Origin of the sequence: Paenibacillus sp. FSL M7-0896, from assembly GCF_037975415.1 — a bacterium.
Lineage (GTDB): Bacteria > Bacillota > Bacilli > Paenibacillales > Paenibacillaceae > Paenibacillus_AQ > Paenibacillus_AQ silagei.
Genome location: NZ_CP150250.1, coordinates 4,733,670 through 4,751,771, shown reverse-complemented (window position 1 = coordinate 4,751,771; position 18,102 = coordinate 4,733,670). Strand labels below are relative to the sequence as shown.

The 18,102-nt window shown below is 56.6% G+C and carries 14 protein-coding genes; 7 read left to right on the top strand and 7 right to left on the bottom strand.

What is annotated here, in order from left to right; translation table 11 throughout:
* Positions 1–46: 46 nt before the first annotated feature.
* Together MKY12_RS20670 and MKY12_RS20665 are read left to right on the top strand one after the other, a co-directional pair.
* On the top strand, positions 47–979 hold the full coding sequence (locus MKY12_RS20670; protein WP_339310565.1) for a methyltransferase domain-containing protein: 933 nt from the start codon (positions 47–49) through the stop codon (positions 977–979).
* A 173-nt stretch (positions 980–1,152) separates the two neighbouring features.
* The gene (locus MKY12_RS20665; protein ID WP_036731739.1) at positions 1,153–1,581 is read left to right on the top strand and encodes a GreA/GreB family elongation factor; all 429 of its coding nucleotides are present in this window, start codon (positions 1,153–1,155) and stop codon (positions 1,579–1,581) included.
* A gap of 90 nt (positions 1,582–1,671) precedes the next feature.
* Here MKY12_RS20665 and MKY12_RS20660 read toward each other — a convergent pair whose 3' ends face one another.
* Positions 1,672–3,609: an NAD(+) synthase gene (locus MKY12_RS20660; RefSeq protein WP_339310564.1), complete on the bottom strand. Its 1,938-nt coding sequence runs from the start codon at positions 3,607–3,609 to the stop codon at positions 1,672–1,674.
* Between the two features lie 191 nt (positions 3,610–3,800).
* On the opposite strand from MKY12_RS20660, the gene MKY12_RS20655 reads away from it, so the two are divergent.
* A complete protein-coding gene (locus tag MKY12_RS20655; RefSeq protein ID WP_339310563.1) occupies positions 3,801–4,640 on the top strand; it encodes an MBL fold metallo-hydrolase in 840 nt (279 codons plus the stop codon).
* A 3-nt stretch (positions 4,641–4,643) separates the two neighbouring features.
* On the opposite strand, the gene MKY12_RS20650 is transcribed toward MKY12_RS20655, so the two are convergent.
* Entirely contained in the window at positions 4,644–5,417 is a 774-nt protein-coding gene (locus tag MKY12_RS20650; RefSeq protein ID WP_339310561.1) for a DeoR/GlpR family DNA-binding transcription regulator, read from the bottom strand.
* Positions 5,418–5,737: 320 nt separating this feature from the next.
* On the opposite strand from MKY12_RS20650, the gene MKY12_RS20645 reads away from it, so the two are divergent.
* The 4 genes from MKY12_RS20645 to fucU are packed head-to-tail and all read left to right on the top strand — an operon-like array spanning position 5,738 to position 10,307.
* Complete coding sequence (locus MKY12_RS20645; protein ID WP_339310559.1) at positions 5,738–7,504, top strand: L-fucose isomerase; 1,767 nt, start codon at positions 5,738–5,740, stop codon at positions 7,502–7,504.
* Between the two features lie 24 nt (positions 7,505–7,528).
* On the top strand, positions 7,529–9,142 hold the full coding sequence (locus MKY12_RS20640) for a rhamnulokinase family protein (RefSeq protein ID WP_339310557.1): 1,614 nt from the start codon (positions 7,529–7,531) through the stop codon (positions 9,140–9,142).
* A gap of 50 nt (positions 9,143–9,192) precedes the next feature.
* A complete protein-coding gene (locus MKY12_RS20635; RefSeq protein WP_036731751.1) occupies positions 9,193–9,843 on the top strand; it encodes a class II aldolase/adducin family protein in 651 nt (216 codons plus the stop codon).
* A gap of 23 nt (positions 9,844–9,866) precedes the next feature.
* Positions 9,867–10,307 carry an L-fucose mutarotase gene (fucU, locus tag MKY12_RS20630; protein WP_036698546.1) on the top strand — a complete coding sequence of 147 codons (441 nt, stop codon included), beginning with the start codon at positions 9,867–9,869 and terminating at the stop codon, positions 10,305–10,307.
* A gap of 1,257 nt (positions 10,308–11,564) precedes the next feature.
* Here the strand turns inward: fucU and MKY12_RS20625 are convergent.
* The 5 genes from MKY12_RS20625 to MKY12_RS20605 all read right to left on the bottom strand — a co-directional run bounded on the left by MKY12_RS20625 (position 11,565) and on the right by MKY12_RS20605 (position 18,070).
* Positions 11,565–12,407: a sugar phosphate isomerase/epimerase gene (locus MKY12_RS20625; RefSeq protein WP_339310555.1), complete on the bottom strand. Its 843-nt coding sequence runs from the start codon at positions 12,405–12,407 to the stop codon at positions 11,565–11,567.
* Between the two features lie 288 nt (positions 12,408–12,695).
* The gene (locus tag MKY12_RS20620; RefSeq protein WP_339310554.1) at positions 12,696–13,409 is read right to left on the bottom strand and encodes a rhamnogalacturonan acetylesterase; all 714 of its coding nucleotides are present in this window, start codon (positions 13,407–13,409) and stop codon (positions 12,696–12,698) included.
* Positions 13,410–13,426: 17 nt separating this feature from the next.
* Positions 13,427–14,848 (bottom strand): glucuronate isomerase, encoded by a 1,422-nt coding sequence (gene uxaC, locus MKY12_RS20615; RefSeq protein ID WP_339310553.1) that lies wholly within the window; start codon positions 14,846–14,848, stop codon positions 13,427–13,429.
* A gap of 250 nt (positions 14,849–15,098) precedes the next feature.
* Entirely contained in the window at positions 15,099–16,586 is a 1,488-nt protein-coding gene (locus MKY12_RS20610) for an altronate dehydratase family protein (RefSeq protein ID WP_339310551.1), read from the bottom strand.
* Positions 16,587–16,648: 62 nt separating this feature from the next.
* Positions 16,649–18,070 carry a tagaturonate reductase gene (locus tag MKY12_RS20605; RefSeq protein WP_339310550.1) on the bottom strand — a complete coding sequence of 474 codons (1,422 nt, stop codon included), beginning with the start codon at positions 18,068–18,070 and terminating at the stop codon, positions 16,649–16,651.
* Positions 18,071–18,102 lie beyond the last annotated feature (32 nt).

Genomic DNA, 18,102 nt, shown 5'->3' with positions numbered 1-18,102 from the left:
ATTGCAGTTAAGACAATCAAGACATTCAGGAGAGGATGAATTAGTAATGAATAACGGATTATTCGATGCAAGCGTATGGGAGAAGGCCTGGAAGGAAGATCCCAAGGCAATGGCCAACAAGTTCAAGGCGATGGGCATGAATCCGCACACGAGCTTCGATCATAAGGCGCAGGTGTTCAATGAAGAGGTATTCAGCAGTGCCGGGCGGGACCGGAGCGAGCGGATTATCGGCTGGATGGAAGGCCAGGGCGTGGATTTTAACGGGTTGACTGTGCTCGATGTGGGGGCGGCTTCGGGCGGGTTCACGGTTCCTTTTATCGAGCGGGGGGCCAAGGTTACAGCAGTAGAGCCTAATGTTCCCTTAGCGGAGCTGTTCCTGAAGAACACGGCCGGAGCGGCTACGGGACAGGTGGAGCTGGTGCATGAAGCATTCGAGAATATCGACATTGCCGCGCGGGGCTGGCTGAATGCCTTCGATCTGGTCTTCGTGTCCATGTGTCCTGCGGTCTTCGACTGGGAGAGCACGGAGAAGGTGATCAGCTGTGCCCGGAAATACTGTTATATCAGCACCTCGGCAGGTGTGCAGGAGCATAGCCTGATGAATGAAGTATTGCCGCTGCTGACGGGCCGGGAGGTTCATGCAGAGTCCTCGGATATGGCTTATCTGACTCAATTATTATATTTGAAGGGCTATTCCTATGAGACGATCATTACCCGCGAAGCGAAAAGCAAGGAGCTGTCACTGGAAGCAGTAGCCGCTGAGGTGGTGGAGATGCTGCCGCTGCATCATCTGGACGGGGGAGAGGCTACCCTCAAGGTAGTTACAGACTATCTGCACACGGCCTACCCGCAGCAGCAAGTCGTTGTCCGCCAAGGAGGACGATTCGGCAAGGTGCTGATTAAGCTGCAGGACCTGAATATGTACAGCCGGGCCGCTGCCGGAACGTCCGGGAAATCTGCCGATTCTGTGAAGGGTTGAACCGGAGCGCGCCATCCCCTGCACATGAGATTGTCTTTCCCGGGAAAGATGCTATCATAGAGAATAGGTCCCTGCGCGGGACCTATTTTCTTATATAGGAGGACTGAGGGCTATGAGCAGGAACCAGCGTATTTTCGAGCATGACCTGATGAAGAAGGTAGGTGAAATCTACTATGAGCCATAGTCTCAGAACCGTTTCCTTACGCGAGGAGCTGGTGCAGCAGCTGGTCTATCTCGATGAGCATAAATTCTCCATTCTGGACAGGGGAACGTGGGAGTCTCCGGCTGAGCGGGCAGAGGTACAGGCGATGATCAAGCGCTATCAGGAGACGGTGGAGCGGATTCTGTCCGGTGACAACGATGCGCTAGAGCGTTCTATGGTGCTGGTCGGGTCCCGGGTGTCGCTGCGGATCGGCCAGGAGACGCTTGATGAGCCGTACCGGATTGTCATCCCCGGTGAAGCCGAGCTGGATGAATTCTGCATCTCACTCTGGTCGCCCATGGGCAGAGGGCTGATTCTGGCGTGCCCTGGAGAGACGGTAACGATTCAGACTCCGTTCGGCAGCGATGAAGTCTTGATTCTTGATAATCGGTACGAGTGAAGCAGATTGCTTACAAAAGAGGCGTCCCTAATCATCCTGTGATGATGGGGGACGCCTCTTTGCCTTCGGCCCTGTTGCTGCGGCCGGGAGTTACAGTTCTTCTATTTCCTGCAGCCAGAGCGCGGCGGAAGCATCGCTTGGCATGCGCCAGTCGCCGCGCGGCGAGAGGCTGACCGTACCGACCTTCGGTCCGTCCGGCAGGCAGGAGCGCTTGAACTGCTGGGTGAAGAAGCGGGTGACGAACACCTTCAGCCAGGCGGTTAGCTGCTCCTTAGGATAAGCTTCGCCGAAGGCGTGCTGGGCGAGATAGAGCATTTTGCCGGGAGAAGCGCCTGTACGCAGCATGTAATACAGGAAGAAGTCATGCACAATGTAAGGACCCAGAATATTCTCGGTCAGCTGGACAATCTCTCCGGTTGCCGAAGGCGGCAGCAGCTCCGGGCTGATTCCGGTCTCGATAATGCTGTAGAGATACTTGCTCACCGTCTCGTGTGCTTCGTGGTCCGCATACCAGGCGACAACATACTGGATCAGCGTCTTCGGAATGCCCGAATTCACGCTGTACATCGACATATGATCGCCGTTATAGGTACACCAGCCCAGCGCAAGCTCGGACAGGTCGCCTGTACCTATGACAATCCCGCCGTTCTTGTTGGCAAGGTCCATCAGAATCTGGGTACGCTCGCGGGCTTGTACGTTCTCGTAAGTCAGGTCATGCACCTCGGGGTCGTGGCCGATGTCCGCGAAATGCTGGAGGCAGGCCGCCTTGATGTCAACGACCTTCATCGAGGCGCCGAGTGCCTTGATCAAGCCTACCGCGTTGTCGTACGTGCGGCTGGTCGTGCCGAAGCCCGGCATCGTGACCGCCAGCACATCACTGGCCGGACGCCCGAGCAGCTCCATAGCCCGCACGGCAACCAGCAGCGCAAGCGTAGAGTCGAGGCCGCCGGAGATGCCGATCACAGCCTGCTTGGTGCCGATGTGACGGATACGCTTCATCAGGCCGGAGGTCTGGATCGAGAGAATCTCCTGGCAGCGTTCGTCCCGCTGGAGCGGATTGCCCGGCACGAAAGGGTTGACGCCTACAGAACGCTTCAGCTCCCTCTCATTGCTGCTGCTGAGCGGCGCAGCGTAGAGAATCTCGCGGTAATTGCGTCCGCCCTTGCCGGCCCGGAACGTTCCCATCACGGTGCGGGAATACTGCAGCCGCGGCAGGTCAATGTCGGCGGTAATCATCCGGCTCTCGTGGGTGAAGCGTTCCGATTCGGCCAGCAGCTGGCCGTTCTCCGCGATCAGCGAATGTCCGCCGAAGACAACGTCTGTTGTCGACTCGCCGGTATTACAGCTGGCATAGACATAACCTGCAACACAGGAGGCAGACTGGCTGCCGACCAGCTGGCGGCGGTAATCAGCCTTGCCGACCAGCTCGTTGCTGGCCGACGGGTTGAACAGCAGCGTGGCCCCGGCCTGGGCCAGCAGGCTGCTTGGCGGCACCGGCACCCAGAGATCCTCGCAGATCTCCACACCGAACGACAGGTTCCCGTCGCTCTCACAGGCAAAAATCAGATCATTGCCCACCGGCACCGCCGATCCGCCGATCCGCAGCTCGGTCACCTCCAGCTCCTCGGCTCCGGCGAACCAGCGCGGCTCATAGAATTCGCTGTAGCCGGGAATGCAGGTCTTGACCACAATCCCGAGAATCCGTCCCTGCTGGAGGACAGCGGCACAGTTAAACAGCCTGCTCTTGATGGAGACCGGCAGACCGGCAATGACAATCATCCGGTGCTCTGCCGTTGCGGCTGTAATCCGCAGCAGCGCCTGCATCGCGGATTCCAGCAGCCGGGGCTGGAGGAACAGGTCCGCACAGCTGTAGCCGGTGATGCACAGCTCCGGGAGTACCAGGTACTCCACCTCCTGGGTGCTGGCTGTATTGATGGCTTCAATTATCTGGTCTGCATTGAATACGCAGTCAGCCACCCGGAGTTCCGGGGAAGCGGCGGCGACTCTTGCGAATCCGTAATTCTGCATTCATTTCACCTGTCCTTTACCTATCCTGTTGTAGTTACACTATTTAATAATTGTACCCATCATTCGGCACCCGTAACAAGCAGGGATTTGTACAAGCGCTTCCATTTGACTTCCGGCGGGTATAAACTAAACAGGGATGTAACAGCCAGCCATGATGAATGAGAGATAGAAGAGGAAGGGAGCATACTATTATGCCATTAACAGGACAAGAATTGATCGAAGAAATCCGCAGCACAGAGGTGCCTTACGGCTGCCTGGCGGTCTGGTTCCTCGGACAAGCCAGCGTTATTGTCAAGGGGGCGGGGGTGACCGTCTATATTGATCCTTATGTATCCCCGAACCCGGACCGCACTTTCCCGCCGCCAGTCGGGCCTGGGGAGATTACGAATATGGAGGTCTGCCTGATTACCCACGACCATTCGGATCATCTGGATGAGGAGGCCCTCCCGGTGCTGGCCGGACTGAATCCGGGCGCGCAGTTCATGGCTCCGGCGGTCTGCCTGGAGCGTCTGCAGGAGCTGGGCATCGGTAAGGAGCGTCAGGCTGCTGCCCTGCCCGGTCAGGAGGCAGAGCCCGCACAAGGGCTGAAGGTATATCCGGTGGCAGCGGCGCATGAGCAACTGGAGCGTGATGAACAGGGTCATCCTAAGTACGTGGGCTACATTCTGGAGCTGAACGGGGTCACGCTCTATCATGCCGGGGATACCGTGCTGTTCCCTGAGCTGATTGAGGAGGTAGGCAGCCGCAAGATCGATCTGGCACTGCTGCCGATTAATGGACGCGATTATTACCGGGGCAGCCGCAATATCGTCGGCAATATGAATTACCGGGAAGCGGCAGAGTTCGCGGCGACCTCTGGTTTTGAGACCGTGGTACCGCTGCATTATGACCTGTTCGCCGGCAACGCCGAGAATCCGGGCTATTTCGTAGATCACCTGTACCGCCACTTCCCGGAGCAGAAGTTCCATATGATGGCCAGAGCGGAACGGTTCGTTTACGTGTCGGCGCAGGCTTTTAAACGTGAACGTTAAGACTTATTGTGAATCAGCAGGGTAGAGCAGGGAGACCTGATATTTGGCAAGGAACTCGATCCATTCCTCAGACGGCCGCTGATCGGTGACGATATAATCGACCTTGTCGAAGCTGAACAGGCGGATGAAGGCGATTCGGTCGAACTTGGAATGGTCAGCCAGAAGGATCACCTTGCTCGCCTGCTGCTGCATCAGCACCTTAAGCTCGGTCTCCGCTTCGTTGGAATCACAGAGTCCGCCCGCCATGGAGAGTGCCTTGCAGCTGAATATGGCCACATCCACATTATATTTCAGAATCGTCTGCGAGGCCGTAGGCCCTACGAAAGAGCTGGTCTCCGGCCCGAGCAGGCCTCCCGTGCAGATGAGCTTTTGCCCGGAATGCTGGAATTCTGACAATACCGCCAGGGAATTGGTGATGATGGTCAGATTTTTTTTGTCCTCCACGATTCTCCGCAAGCCTTCAAAAGCCGTTGTGCTGGTGTCCGTCATCACACTGTCCCCGTCATTAATCAGCTCCAGCAGCCTTACCGCAATCCTCCGCTTCGCTTCAATGTTGACCTGATGCCTGTGCGAGTAAGAGGGGTCCTCGTTGGTGTGAGCGTTCAGAATCGCCCCGCCGTAATTCTTCTTGGCAATGCCCTCCTTGTCCAGCCGGTCGAGATCGCGCCGGATCGTCTCCTCCGATACACCGAATTTCTGCGCCAGATCCGCAACGTGAACCTTCTTATGCCTGTAGAGCTCATTAATGACCAGATCCCGCCGTTCAAAAGCCTTCATATCATGCCCACCCTTACGTTATGTAGTTGTATACAGTTTACTATAATCTGCCGCCTAACATAAATCCCGCAATCACAGAGTATTCCACAGTTTGACGTCATTATATCACACAAAACCACACAAAAACCAAAATTAATGTGTGGAATAGTGTTGACTTTGAAGGTGAGTGATTTTATGATGTAGAAGAAATTGAAAGCCTGCGATGAAAGACAAAAGTGTGCAGACCGCAGAGGCTGTATTTGGTAGCGCTTACTAATCGGAGCCATAGCTCCAGTGTAATGTTCTCATACTATCAACTTACGATTCGGGGAGGAACAGCAGTGACAGCAAATTATCCGAAGATTGGAATCCGGCCGACGATTGACGGCAGAAGACGCGGGGTGCGCGAATCGCTGGAGGCACAGACGATGGGCATGGCTCAGCGGGTAGCGGCATTTTTGCAGGAGAATGTAAGGTATCCGGATGGTTCACAGGTGGAGTGTATCATTGCCGATTCTACGATTGGCGGTGTGAAGGAGGCTGCGGCGGCGGCGCAGAAGTTCGCGGGTGCCGGTGTAGGCGTATCCATTACAGTCACCCCGTGCTGGTGCTATGGATCGGAAACGATGGACATGGATGCGACCATCCCGCATGCGGTATGGGGTTTCAACGGAACGGAGCGCCCCGGGGCGGTATATCTGGCGGCAGTTCTGTCTGCTTATGCGCAAAAAGGTATTCCGGCCTTCGGCATCTACGGAGAGGATGTCCAGGAATCCAGCAGCGAGGAGATCCCGGCAGATGTTCAGGTGAAGCTGCTGCAGTTCGCGAGGTCCGCGCTGGCGGCTGCTCTGATGAAGGGGAAGTCCTATCTGTCGATGGGCTCCGTGTCGATGGGGATCGCCGGTTCCATCGTGAACGAGCAGTTCTTCCAGGAATATCTCGGCATGCGCAATGAATACATCGATATGTCTGAATTTGTACGCAGATTTGAGGAAGGGATCTATGATCCTGAGGAGTTCGCGCGGGCGCTGGCCTGGGTGAAGGACAACTGCCGAGTGGGGGCGGATAATAACCCGCAGCATCTGCAGCTCAGTGAAGAGGTTAAGGAAGAGCAGTGGGAGACGGTTGTCAAAATGACGCTGATTGCCCGTGATCTCATGACTGGCAATCCGCAGCTTGCGAAGCTCGGCTTCGAGGAGGAAGCGGGCGGTCACAATGCCCTGCTGGGCGGCTTCCAGGGCCAGCGGCAATGGACCGACCATTTCCCGAACGGCGACTTTATGGAGACGATTCTGAACTCCTCGTTCGACTGGAACGGCAGACGGGCGCCTTATATCGTCGCCACCGAGAATGACAGCCTGAACGGGGTAACGATGCTGTTCAATTATCTGCTGACGAATACAGCGCAGATCTTTGCCGATGTGCGCACCTTCTGGAGTCCGGCTGCCGTGAAGCGAGTGACCGGGTATGAGCTGGAGGGAGCGGCAGCAGGCGGTCTGCTGCATCTGATTAATTCGGGCTCGGCAGCGCTGGACGGCACCGGCGAGCAGAGCATTGACGGCAAGCCGGCGATCAAGCCGTTCTGGGACATCACGGATGAAGAGGCAGCTGCCTGTATCGCACAGACCCAGTTCCGCCCGGCGTCCCAGGAATATTTCCGGGGAGGCGGCTTCTCCACGGACTACCTGACCCGGGGCGGCATGCCGGTCACCATGGCCCGGCTCAATCTGGTCAAGGGGCTGGGACCTGTACTCCAGCTGGTAGAGGGCTACACTGTAGAACTGCCGGGAGAGGTTCATGACACGCTCGACCAGCGCACAGACCCTACCTGGCCGACAACTTGGTTCGCTCCGAAGCTGACCGGTCATGGCTCCTTCCAGTCTGTCTACGATGTGATGAACAATTGGGGTGCCAATCACGGGGCGATCAGCTACGGACATATTGGCGCAGATCTCATTACGCTGGCCTCGATCCTGCGGATTCCGGTCAGTATGCATAACGTGGAAGAAGCGCGGATTTTCCGCCCGCGCGTCTGGTCGCTGTTCGGCACAGAGAATCTGGAGAGTGCCGATTACAGAGCCTGCCGCAACTTTGGCCCGCTCTACTAATCCTCCGCGTGAAGAGGTGGGAAGATGACAGAGGCGAAGACGCAAGTTATGGAGGTAACCGGAAACCAAGGAATCCGGCTGCTGGCCATCGACCTGGGAGCCAGCTCCGGCAGAGTGATGCTGGGATGCTACAGGGACGGAAAGGTGACGGTGGAGGAGATTCACCGCTTCCCTAACGGACCGGTAGAGGTCAACGGACATTTGCACTGGGATGTGCAGCGGCTGCTTGAGGAGATCAAGCAAGGGATTGCAGCGGCTGCGGCAAAGTATGGCCCGCTGCGCTCTCTGAGCGTGGATACCTGGGGAGTCGACTACGGCCTGCTGGATGAGCAGGGCGGGCTGCTGGACGCTCCGCATCATTACAGGGATCAGCGGACGGCGGACTTCACTTCAGTACTAGAGGCTGCGCTGCCTCCGGCAGAGCAATTCAAGCTGACGGGCAACCAATCCAGCCCGATTAATACGGTGTATCAATTGTTTGCCGATCTTATGGCGAAGCCGGAGCTGCGGACAACCGCCAGACAGCTGCTGCTGATGCCGGATCTGTTCAATTATATGCTAAGCGGTGTGGCCGTGGCCGAGCAGACCATCTGGAGCACCAGCGGCCTGCTGAATCCGCAGTCCACAGCGCCTGCAGCCGAAGTGCTGCGCAGGCTGGAGCTGCCGGTGACGCTTGTGCCCCGGCTGGTTCCGGCAGGCACGGTGCTGGGGGAGCTCCGGCCCGCACTCCAGGAAGAGCTGGGCAGCGGCCCGCTCCAGATCATCGCCGGAGCTTCGCATGATACGGCTTCCGCCGTGGCGTCCATTCCTTACGGCGGATTCGACTATAGCTATGTCGGCCCTAGCTGTGTCGGCCCTGGCAGCGCTGATCCAAGCAACGCCGATCTTAGCTTTCCAGATCCAAGCTCCGCCGGACCTGACTGGCCCGCCGGACTCAGCCCCACGCTGCCGTCCGCTGCATTCATCAGCTGCGGAACCTGGTCGCTGGTGGGCCTGGAGACAGCAGAGCCTGTATTAAGCGATGCCGCCCGGGCCAGAGGCTTCACCAACGAGAGCGGCTTCGGCGGCACCAACCGGCTGCTGAAGAATATCACCGGCCTCTGGCTGCTCCAGGAGACCCAGCGGTGCTGGGCTGAAGCGGGCGAACCGCTCAGCCATCAGGAAGCCGCCGAGCTGGCCGGGCAGCTGGACCGGTCCAAGGCGTGCATCGCCATGCTGGACCCGAATGATCCGCTCTTCAGCACACCGGGCGATATGCCGCTGCGGATTGAATCCTACTGCATCCGCACCGGGCAGCCGGTGCCGCAGACCCGGGCGGAGATCATCCGCTCGATTCTGGAGAGTCTGGCCCGGTCTTACGCGGATACGATCCGTGAGCTGGAGGCGCTCACCGGCCGTCCGGTGCGCCGTATTCACATGGTCGGCGGCGGCATTCAGAACAAGCTGCTGTGCCAGCTGACGGCGGATGCCACCGGTAAAGAGGTTATTGCCGGACCGGTAGAAGCGAGCGCGATCGGCAACCTTTTGGTGCAATTGACGGCGCTCGGTGCTGTCGATCCCGCAGAGGTCCCAAGGGTGGCAGCCCGGTCCTGCTCAACGCTCCGGTACCAGCCGTCTTTTTCACATCAGAACGGATAAGCTTCATACAGCAATCATACAGCAATCAAGCAGCAATCAAGGGGGCAATTATGAATAATCATGAAGAAGAACTACGGCGCCTAATCTGCGATATCGGCCGGAATCTGTTCAACAAGGACTTCATCGCGGCCAATGACGGCAATATCTCCGCACGCCTGTCGGCCACTGAGGTAATTACTTCGCCCACAGGAGTCAGCAAAGGCTATCTCCAGCCGCATATGCTGGTCAAAGTCAATCTGCAGGGAGAGATCCTGGATGCAGCGGAGGGCTACCGGCCGTCCACGGAAGTGAAGATGCACCTGAAGATCTACAACGAGCTGCCGGAGATGGGCGGGGTGGTTCATGCGCATCCGCCGTATGCTACCGCTTTTGCCATCAAGGGTGAAGCGCTGGACAAAATGATGATGCCGGAATCCGTCATTGCCATGGGGGACATTCCACTGGCGGTATACGGGACGCCTTCGACAGAAGAGATCCCGGATTCGCTGACCCCCTTCCTGGGCAAGAAGACCGCTGTGCTGCTGGAGAGCCACGGGGCCCTGACCTGGGGCAAGGATGTAATGGCTGCTTATATGAACATGGAGCGGCTTGAGTACACGGCGAAGCTGACCTTCCTGACCCGCATGATCGGGGGAGAGCGTGAGCTGCCGCCGCACCGGATTGAGGAGCTGGTGGCGCTGAGATCATTTTACGGGATGTAATGAAGCCGAGAGGAGATAGGAATATGCTCAAAAAAATACCCAAACTGCTCTCCCCTGAGCTCGTCCGCACCCTGATGGAGATGGGCCACGGGGATGAGCTGGTGCTGGCAGACGCCAATTATCCGGGACATGCGCTGCATTCCCGGGTGCTGCGGGCTGACGGGATCGGTATCCCCCGGCTGCTGGACGCCATCCTGGAGCTGCTACCGCTGGATCATTATGCTCCGGCTCAGGCGGCCTTCATGGCTGTAGTGGAGGGAGACCCCACTGTCCCTGTGATATGGGACACGTACAAGGAGATTCTCACCCGGCATGATCCTGCGGTGCAGGTGGAGTATGAAGAGCGTTTCGACTTCTATGACCGCTCCAAGCACAGCTACGCCATTCTAATTACAGGGGAAGAGGCACTCTACGGGAACATTATACTCAAAAAAGGTGTGATTTCCCCCGAGGCCGGGGAATAGCGGCACCAAGCAACGGACCGCCCGGTTAACTATGGGCGGTCTTATTGCTATTTCTAAAGTGCTCCGCTTACGGGAGCACTCGTTTAGAGGACCGCTCACTTAGAGCAAATACCCTCAAATGTTGCAAGTTATGCAACCTGGCTACCCCGAAATAGGGGCCTGCCAGAGGATTGTTGCAGGAAATGCAGGAATGTGCAGGCCAAGATGCTTAGTTAGAGGAGGAATCCTGCCTTTTGTGCAACAATTCCAGCTATGAGTGTGTAAGTTGGGGGAGAAGCTGCAATTTGTGCAAGATTATTGGTGTTAGTTTGAAAGTCTATTGCTCGATTGCTTTGTTATGCTATTACTCTATTACTCTATTACTCTTACGCATAAAGTATCTGCCCACTGTACATTATAGTGCAGGAATCCAGCACAAGAATGCAGTACAAGTGCCTCATACGTCGATAAGGGGGCACTATTTATACTATACAGTAATTGTAATATGCGTCTGTGTGTAGAGAGGAGTATAAAGTTGGGACGCAATGTGCTGGCGCGAAGGTGAGTGGAGCAAATATGTGTGAAAAACCGAATACAATGGGCAGTAGTGAGGCACGTAGAGCAAATGTGTGCGAAAAATCGAATACAATAGGCAGTAGTGAGTCGAGTGGACCAAATGTGTGTGAAAAACCGAATTCATTGGGCTGCAGTGAGGCACGTAGAGCAAATGTGTATGGAAAACCGAATACATTGGGTAGTGAGGCAAGTGGAGCAAATGTGTGTGAAAAACTGAATACATTGGGTAGTCACAGGTGCGCGTAAATAGGATAAAGCCCAAAGGGAGTTACTGAGGAGCACAAGTGCCCCTGAATTCAGCACACGCAGGCGAAATGAGCAAATGAAGAGCACTAATGCCCCTGAATTCAGCACAGGCAGGCGAAATGAGCAAATGAAGAGCACTAATGCTCCTGAATTCAGCAGAAGCAGGCGAAATGAGCAAATGAAGAGCACTAATGCTCCTGAAATCAGCACACGCAGGCGAAATGAGCAAATGAAGAGCACTAATGCCCCTGAATTCGCGAATGCCCCAAAGGTGAGCGGATGAGTAAGGCAGAGGTAGGGACACCAACTGTGTGGACCGTATGACTCCTTATCTCATCTCTCATTCATCATCTCTCATTCATTATCTCTCATTCATTTTTCAGCATTCATCATCTCTAATCTCTCATCCAGCATCTCCCATCCATCCTCCCAACATCCATCCGCAGAGCACTTTTGTTAAACCTCGTTATACATTCTCCGCAGGAATTGCGCGCTGGCCTGGAGATGTTCCTCAGGAGTGCTCTCTAGCAGGCCCTGGATATGCGGGCGCTTATATTTCATGTAGCGGAGCAGCGGGGCGAAGTTCAGCATCCCTTGTCCGGCAGGAACGATGTCAATGGCGCCGTTCTTAACCGTGAAATCCTTCAGATGCAGGACCGCGATCCGGTCTCCGAGGAGCTCCAGCGCTTCTGCCACAATCTGCTCCTGCTGAAGGTAATTGTCCGGGGTCATCAGATTCGCGGCATCCAGTATAATTTGCAGGTTATTAGACGGTACAGTATCCAGCAGACGCCGGGCTAACTGGGCCGTGTAGAGCGGGTGGTTGACGCCTGCCTCGATGCCTACAGTTACTCCGAACCGTTCGGCCTCAGCAACCATGGCACTGACGGAGTCAACCACTTGTTCAAAAGCCTCCTCCGTGAAGTTATCCGGTGTATACCCCTGACCTACACTGCCGGTCTCCGTACCTACCAGACTCGCGCCGAAGTCTCGGGCCAGCCGCAGATGAGTGTTGAAGTCGCTCAGCGCCTGCGCGCGCTTGGCAGGGTCAGCATCAATAATGTTCACATAACAGCCAAGGACAGCAATCTTGATACCTGCTTGTCTGAAGGCATCGCCATAGTACGCAGCAGCACCCGGACTTAGTGCGCCAAGCTCAGCCACACTCTCCGGAAAAGATTTATGTAACGCCAACTGAATCGCCGGGAAGCCATGCTCCTTCAGCTTATCTATTAATTGCGGCAGCGGACACCGCTTGAAGTCATGGGCACGGACGCCCAGGTGAAATGGAACGGTCATAGGGTTAGACTCCTTTGTATTCAGATATAAGAGTTCGCATGGAGTGCCGAAGGGCAGGTTTCCACTAAAAAGGCCGCCTATGTCCAAAAGTGGTCACAGGCGGCCTGATCATGCTGACTGAGGATTGAAGCAACATGTAAGAATGGCGAATAACGTGCGCTATGTTTGCAATGCTCCACAGGCTCATGCATAACCTAATCCGCACTACACACTTGTCTGCTTCCCGCAGCTACACCCGCAGATACGGTTGCAGTAGTTTCAGCTCCGCAGACTGCGCTAGCGTTTCGGCTACCTCGCCTGCCGACCCCCAGCTACACCCGCACGCAGATACGGATGCAGCAGCTTCAGCTCCGCGCACTGTGCGAGCGCTTCGGCTACCAGCGCTGCGATCTGCTGCGCCCCGGAGCTGCAGAAATGCGTGTCATCGGTAATGCCGTCCGGGTAGTTGGGGCGTGCGCCCGGCGGCAGGTGCATGAACAGCCCGGCCGATGCTTCCACTCCCAGTCTGCGGTAGAGCTGCTGGGAGGCGGCAAAAATATCAAGCAGAGGTGTTCCGGTCTCCCCTGCAACCTCCCGCATAACCTGCGGATAGAGTCCGACAGCCTGCGGGTCTGGTTCCCCGTCCGTAGTGAAGCGGCGGCGGCTCGCGGAAGTCAGCAGCACAGGGAAGCTGCCCCGGCTGCGGGCGGAATCAATGAATAGCTGCAGATTCCGGCGGTATTCGGTATGCGGCTCCGTGTAACGGAGAGGGTCCTCCAGCTTCTGGTCATTATGGCCGAACTGGATCAGGAGAAAGTCTCCGGGGAGGAAATCCCGCTCCATGTCTGCCAGTCTGCCCTCAGCCAGGAAGGAGCGTGTGCTCCGTCCGTTGATGGCCCGGTTCTCAATCTGCACCTTCCGGCTGATATACTGCTGCAGGTACTCGCCCCATCCGGCCATTGGCCATTCCCCGCCGCCCTTCTGGGCGGCGGTAGAGTCTCCGGAGATATAGATAGTCGGCATCTTTAGCATGCCTCCATCTAGACGGTGACTCCGGCTTCGCTGCCGGCAGTCTGGAAGCCGAAATATCCGGCTGCGTTATTGTAGGAGATATCCCGGACCATAGCCCCCAGAACTTCTAGGTCATCCGGCGCTTCCCCGCGTTCGGCGAGTTCACCGAGCAGCCCGCACAGGACCCGGCGGAAATATTCATGCCGGGTATACGACAGGAAGCTGCGCGAATCGGTCAGCATGCCGACAAAGTTGCCGAGCAGGCTGTTCTCGGCCAGCAGGGTCAGCTGCTGGCGCATGCCGCTGCGCGTATCGTTGTACCACCAGCCGGAGCCAAGCTGGAGCTTGCCGGGGGTGTCCTTCTGGTAGCAGCCCAGCAGAGCCAGCAGGGCAGGGTAGTCGCCGGGATTCAGCGAGTAGAGGATCGTCTTCGGCAGGCCGATGCCGCTCTCGGCCCGGTCAAGCAGCTGCGACAGCGCTGTGGTCAGCGGCAGATCGTTGATGCCGTCATAGCCGGTATCCGGTCCCAATCGCTGGAACATCGGCGTGTTATTGTTGCGGTAAGCATGCAGGTGAAGCTGCATGGTCCAGCCCTTGTCATGATAGAAGCCGATCAGCGCGGTCAGCAGCTCTGTGCGGTAGCGGGTGATTTCCTCCGGTGACAGCACAGCACCCTGCATTCTTTTGGCGAATATAGCCTCAACGATCTCAGGCGCACCTGCTTCGTAACGCAGGATATCCAGCGCATGGTCCGACAGGCGGCAGCCCTGCTCGTGGAAGAAAGCAACCCGGTTACGCAGGGCATCCAGCAGCCCGGCATAGCTCTTGACCGGCAGGCCGGAGGCCGACTCCAGCTTAAGGGTCCAGGCGGCGAAGCCTTCGGCATCGATGTTCAGCGCCTTGTCAGGACGGAAGGTCGGGAACACCTGGAAGGCGGTCTCACTCCCCTGCAGCAGCTTGTGATACTCCAGGGAATCTGCCGGATCATCGGTGGTGCAGATCACCTTGACACCGCTGCTGCGGATCAGGCCGCGCCGGGTGAAGCCCGGTTCAGCCAGCTTGCGGTTGACCTTCTCCCAGATAGCCGGCGCCGCGGCTTCATTCAGCAGCTCCTCTACACCGAAGAAACGGCGGAGCTCCAGATGCGTCCAGCTATACTGAGGGTTGCCTACTGCCTTAGGCAGTGTACGGGCCCAGGCCAGGAATTTATCATAATCAGAGGCATCGCCGGTAATATGCGATTCAGGCACGCCGTTCGCGCGCATCAGCCGCCACTTGTAATGATCACCGTACAGCCAGGCTGCGGTCAGATTCTCAAAGGGCTGGTCCTCATAGATTTCGCGCGGGTCCAGATGGCAATGGTAATCGATAATGGGCATGGTTTTGGCGTGATTATGAAAGAGTAGCTGTGCTGTTTCGCCGGACAACATGAAGTCCTCGTTTAGGAACATGAGTAGGATCTCCCTTTGAATGGATTATTATATAGATTGTACTTGTATATTTCTGTTATAGGATTTCCGTGACTCCAGAGAATGTTTGGCCCTCCGGCCGCTGTTGTCCCCAGATTTCTTGATTTAAACCGCTAATCGCGGTAGAAATCCGGTGACAAAGGCGGACGCTATCGCTCCTACAGTTCCAAAATTCTCCTCCGTCACTTTTCCTTATCTGTAATCTTCAAGTTCAATCGATATAGGATAAGTTCTATAAAGTTACGCCTGTTTTGAAAATAGCCAGCTCACGCACTTCATTCTGCTCGTTCCGTGTTTTTTGGCCGCTGGCGACATCAATGATATACGTGATGAATTCCTCCAGCACATCGGCCATCGGCGTTTCCAGCAGGGGACCTGCGTTGAAGTCCATCCAGTGGCCTTTTTTGGCAAAAAGGTCGTTGTTCGTTGCTATCTTAACCGTAGGCACAAAGCTGCCGAAAGGCGTGCCGCGGCCGGTGGTGAACAGCACGAGCTGGCAGTCGGAAGCGGCAAGCGCAGACGCAGCGACCAGATCGTTGCCGGGAGCCTGTAAGAGGCTCAGCCCTTTTTTGCGCAGCTTCACGCCATACTGCAATACATCCACCACCGGCGACGAACCGGCCTTCTGGGTGCAGCCGAGCGATTTGTCCTCCAGTGTGCTGATGCCGCCGGCCTTGTTGCCCGGAGACGGATTCTCATAGACAGGCTCGCCGTAAGAGAGGAAATACTGCTTGAAGTTATTGATCAGCGAGACGATATCATCATAGACCTCCTTGCTCTCAGCGCGGGCCATCAGCACCTTCTCCGCACCGAACATTTCCGGCACCTCTGTCAGCACCGAGGTTCCGCCCTGAGAGATGATGAAGTCGGAGAATGCGCCCAGCAGCGGGTTGGCCGTAATGCCGGAGAATCCGTCTGAGCCGCCGCATTTCAGCCCGATGTTCAGCTCACTGAGCGGAACCGGCTCACGAACGTCGTTCGCAGCGGCTTCATACAGCTCCTCCAGCAGCACAAGGCCAGCTTCCAGCTCATTGCCTACCTCCTGGGCCACCAGGAACTTAACCCGGGACCCGTCATAATCGCCCAGCATGCTGCGGAACTCGGAGACGATATTGTTCTCGCAGCCAAGGCCGAAGACGAGTACACCGCCTGCATTGGGATGATTGACGGCATCGAGCAGAATGCTGCGGGTCATGCGGTGGTCATCGCCCAGCTGGGAGCAGCCGTAAGGGTGCTTCAGCACGGTCAGGTTGTCGAATCCGCCAAGATCGGGATGCTCGGCCTTGAACTCCTGAAGCATCTGCTCGGCAACGCCGTTCACACAGCCCACGGTCGGAATAATGAACAGATCATTACGGATGCCCACCTTGCCGTTACTCCGCCGGTACCCCTGGAAGGTCAAATCACGGCGCGGATAAATCACCGGATGGACATCAGGCACATACTCGTATTCTTCCTCCCCGGACAGATTGGTTTTGATGTTATGCGTATGAATCCAGTCGCCTGCGGCAATCGGAGCCGTGGCATGGCCGATCGGGGAACCGTATTTGGTAATGATGTCTCCGCTGCTGAAACACGTCAGGGCAATCTTATGCCCCTGCGGAATCTCCTGGGCGGCCTGAAGCGTCAGTCCGTCTATCGTGAGTTCTTCTCCGGCAGCAATCGGCCGTAAGGCTACAGCTACCGTATCTCTCGGGTTCATTTTCATTAAGTTCTTCATGTTGGCCCTCCTAAAAGTTTGTAAGCTGCGCTTCCCTGAACTTCTTCGTGCAAACCGCGGGTTCAGCCGACGAGTTCCTGTAATGCTGCGCGGGAATCTTCACGCTCCAGCTGCTGCAAATGGGTGGCTATCGCATCAGCCAGTCCCGGCAGCCGGGTCAGATCCTGTCCCCACAAGCTGGTGTCGGCAAGAATGGTGTTCACGAAGCTGGCCGGCTGGCTCCAGGCCTGATCGAACACTGCCAGTACCTCTGCGCCGTCCTGCCGGGGAATACGGTCGCCCCGGTAGCTGAGCAGCAGGGCGGCGAAGGCAAGGGTCATCCGCTCCGGAAGCTGGCCGCGTTCCTGCTGGTAGCGAAGCAGAACCGGGAGCAGGCGGGCCTTGAATTTGGAAATGCTGTTGAGCGAGATGGAGGTAAGCTCATGGCGGATGAACGGATTGCGGAAGCGCTCCTGTACGGCATCGGCGTAGGACAATAGCTGCCCGGCAGGCAGATCCAGCATAGGGATCAGCTCCTCTTCAATCAACTGCTTCACGAAGCGGGAGAAGGTACCGTCATTCATGACGTCTTCAACCGTCTCAAGACCGGCGAGCAGGCCCAGAGGGACCATAGCGGTATGCGGTCCGTTCAGCAGATGAACCTTGCGTTCGCGGTAAGGCGTCATATCCGGTGTCACCACGACATTCAGTCCGGCCTTAGCCAGCGGCAGGCGCTCTGCCAGAGAGTCCGGTCCTTCAATGACCCAGAAGAGGAACGGCTCTGCGGTTATCATTACGTTATCAAGATAGCCGAGCTCAGCTTCGAGGGCGGCAGCCTGGTCACGCGGATAACCAGGGACAATCCGGTCTACCAGACTGCAGCAGAAGGTATTCTCGGACTTTAGCCATTGCAGGAATTCAGCACCAAGATTCCAGTCAGCCGCATAACGTTCTACAATCTCCTGTAATTTCTCGCCGTTGCGGTCAATCAGCTCGCAGGGGATAATGACGAAGCCTTTCTTGCCCAGCTCGAAGCGGCGGTGGAGCAGCGCTGTCAGCTTGCCCGGGAAGCTCTTAGGGGGAGCATCGTCTGCGCGGTCGCCTGGAAGATAGGCAATGCCGGCTTCGGTAGTATTGGAGGTAATGAACTCCAGATCATCATTCTCGGCGAGCGCGAGATAAGCTTCATAATCCATGTATGGGTTAATCACCCGGCTGACCGAGCTGATAATTTCGCGGGAATTGACGGTCTCGTTGTCCATAATGCCATTAAGCAGCACGGTGTAGAGGTTGTCTTGAGCGGCCATCAGATCAGCTACGCCTCCGGGTCCTTGCGCAATGGGCTGAATGAGGACAGCGCTTCCGTTGAACAGCCCCTGATTGTTCATTTGCTGCAGCTGCCAGTCTACGAACGCACGCATGAAGTTGCCTTCGCCGAACTGAATCATCCGTTCCGGATGGAGGGTTAGCCCCGGGTGAGTGCTTCTGGATAAACGGTTTGTCATAGTGGTCATGATCTCCTTTAGAATACAGTGAT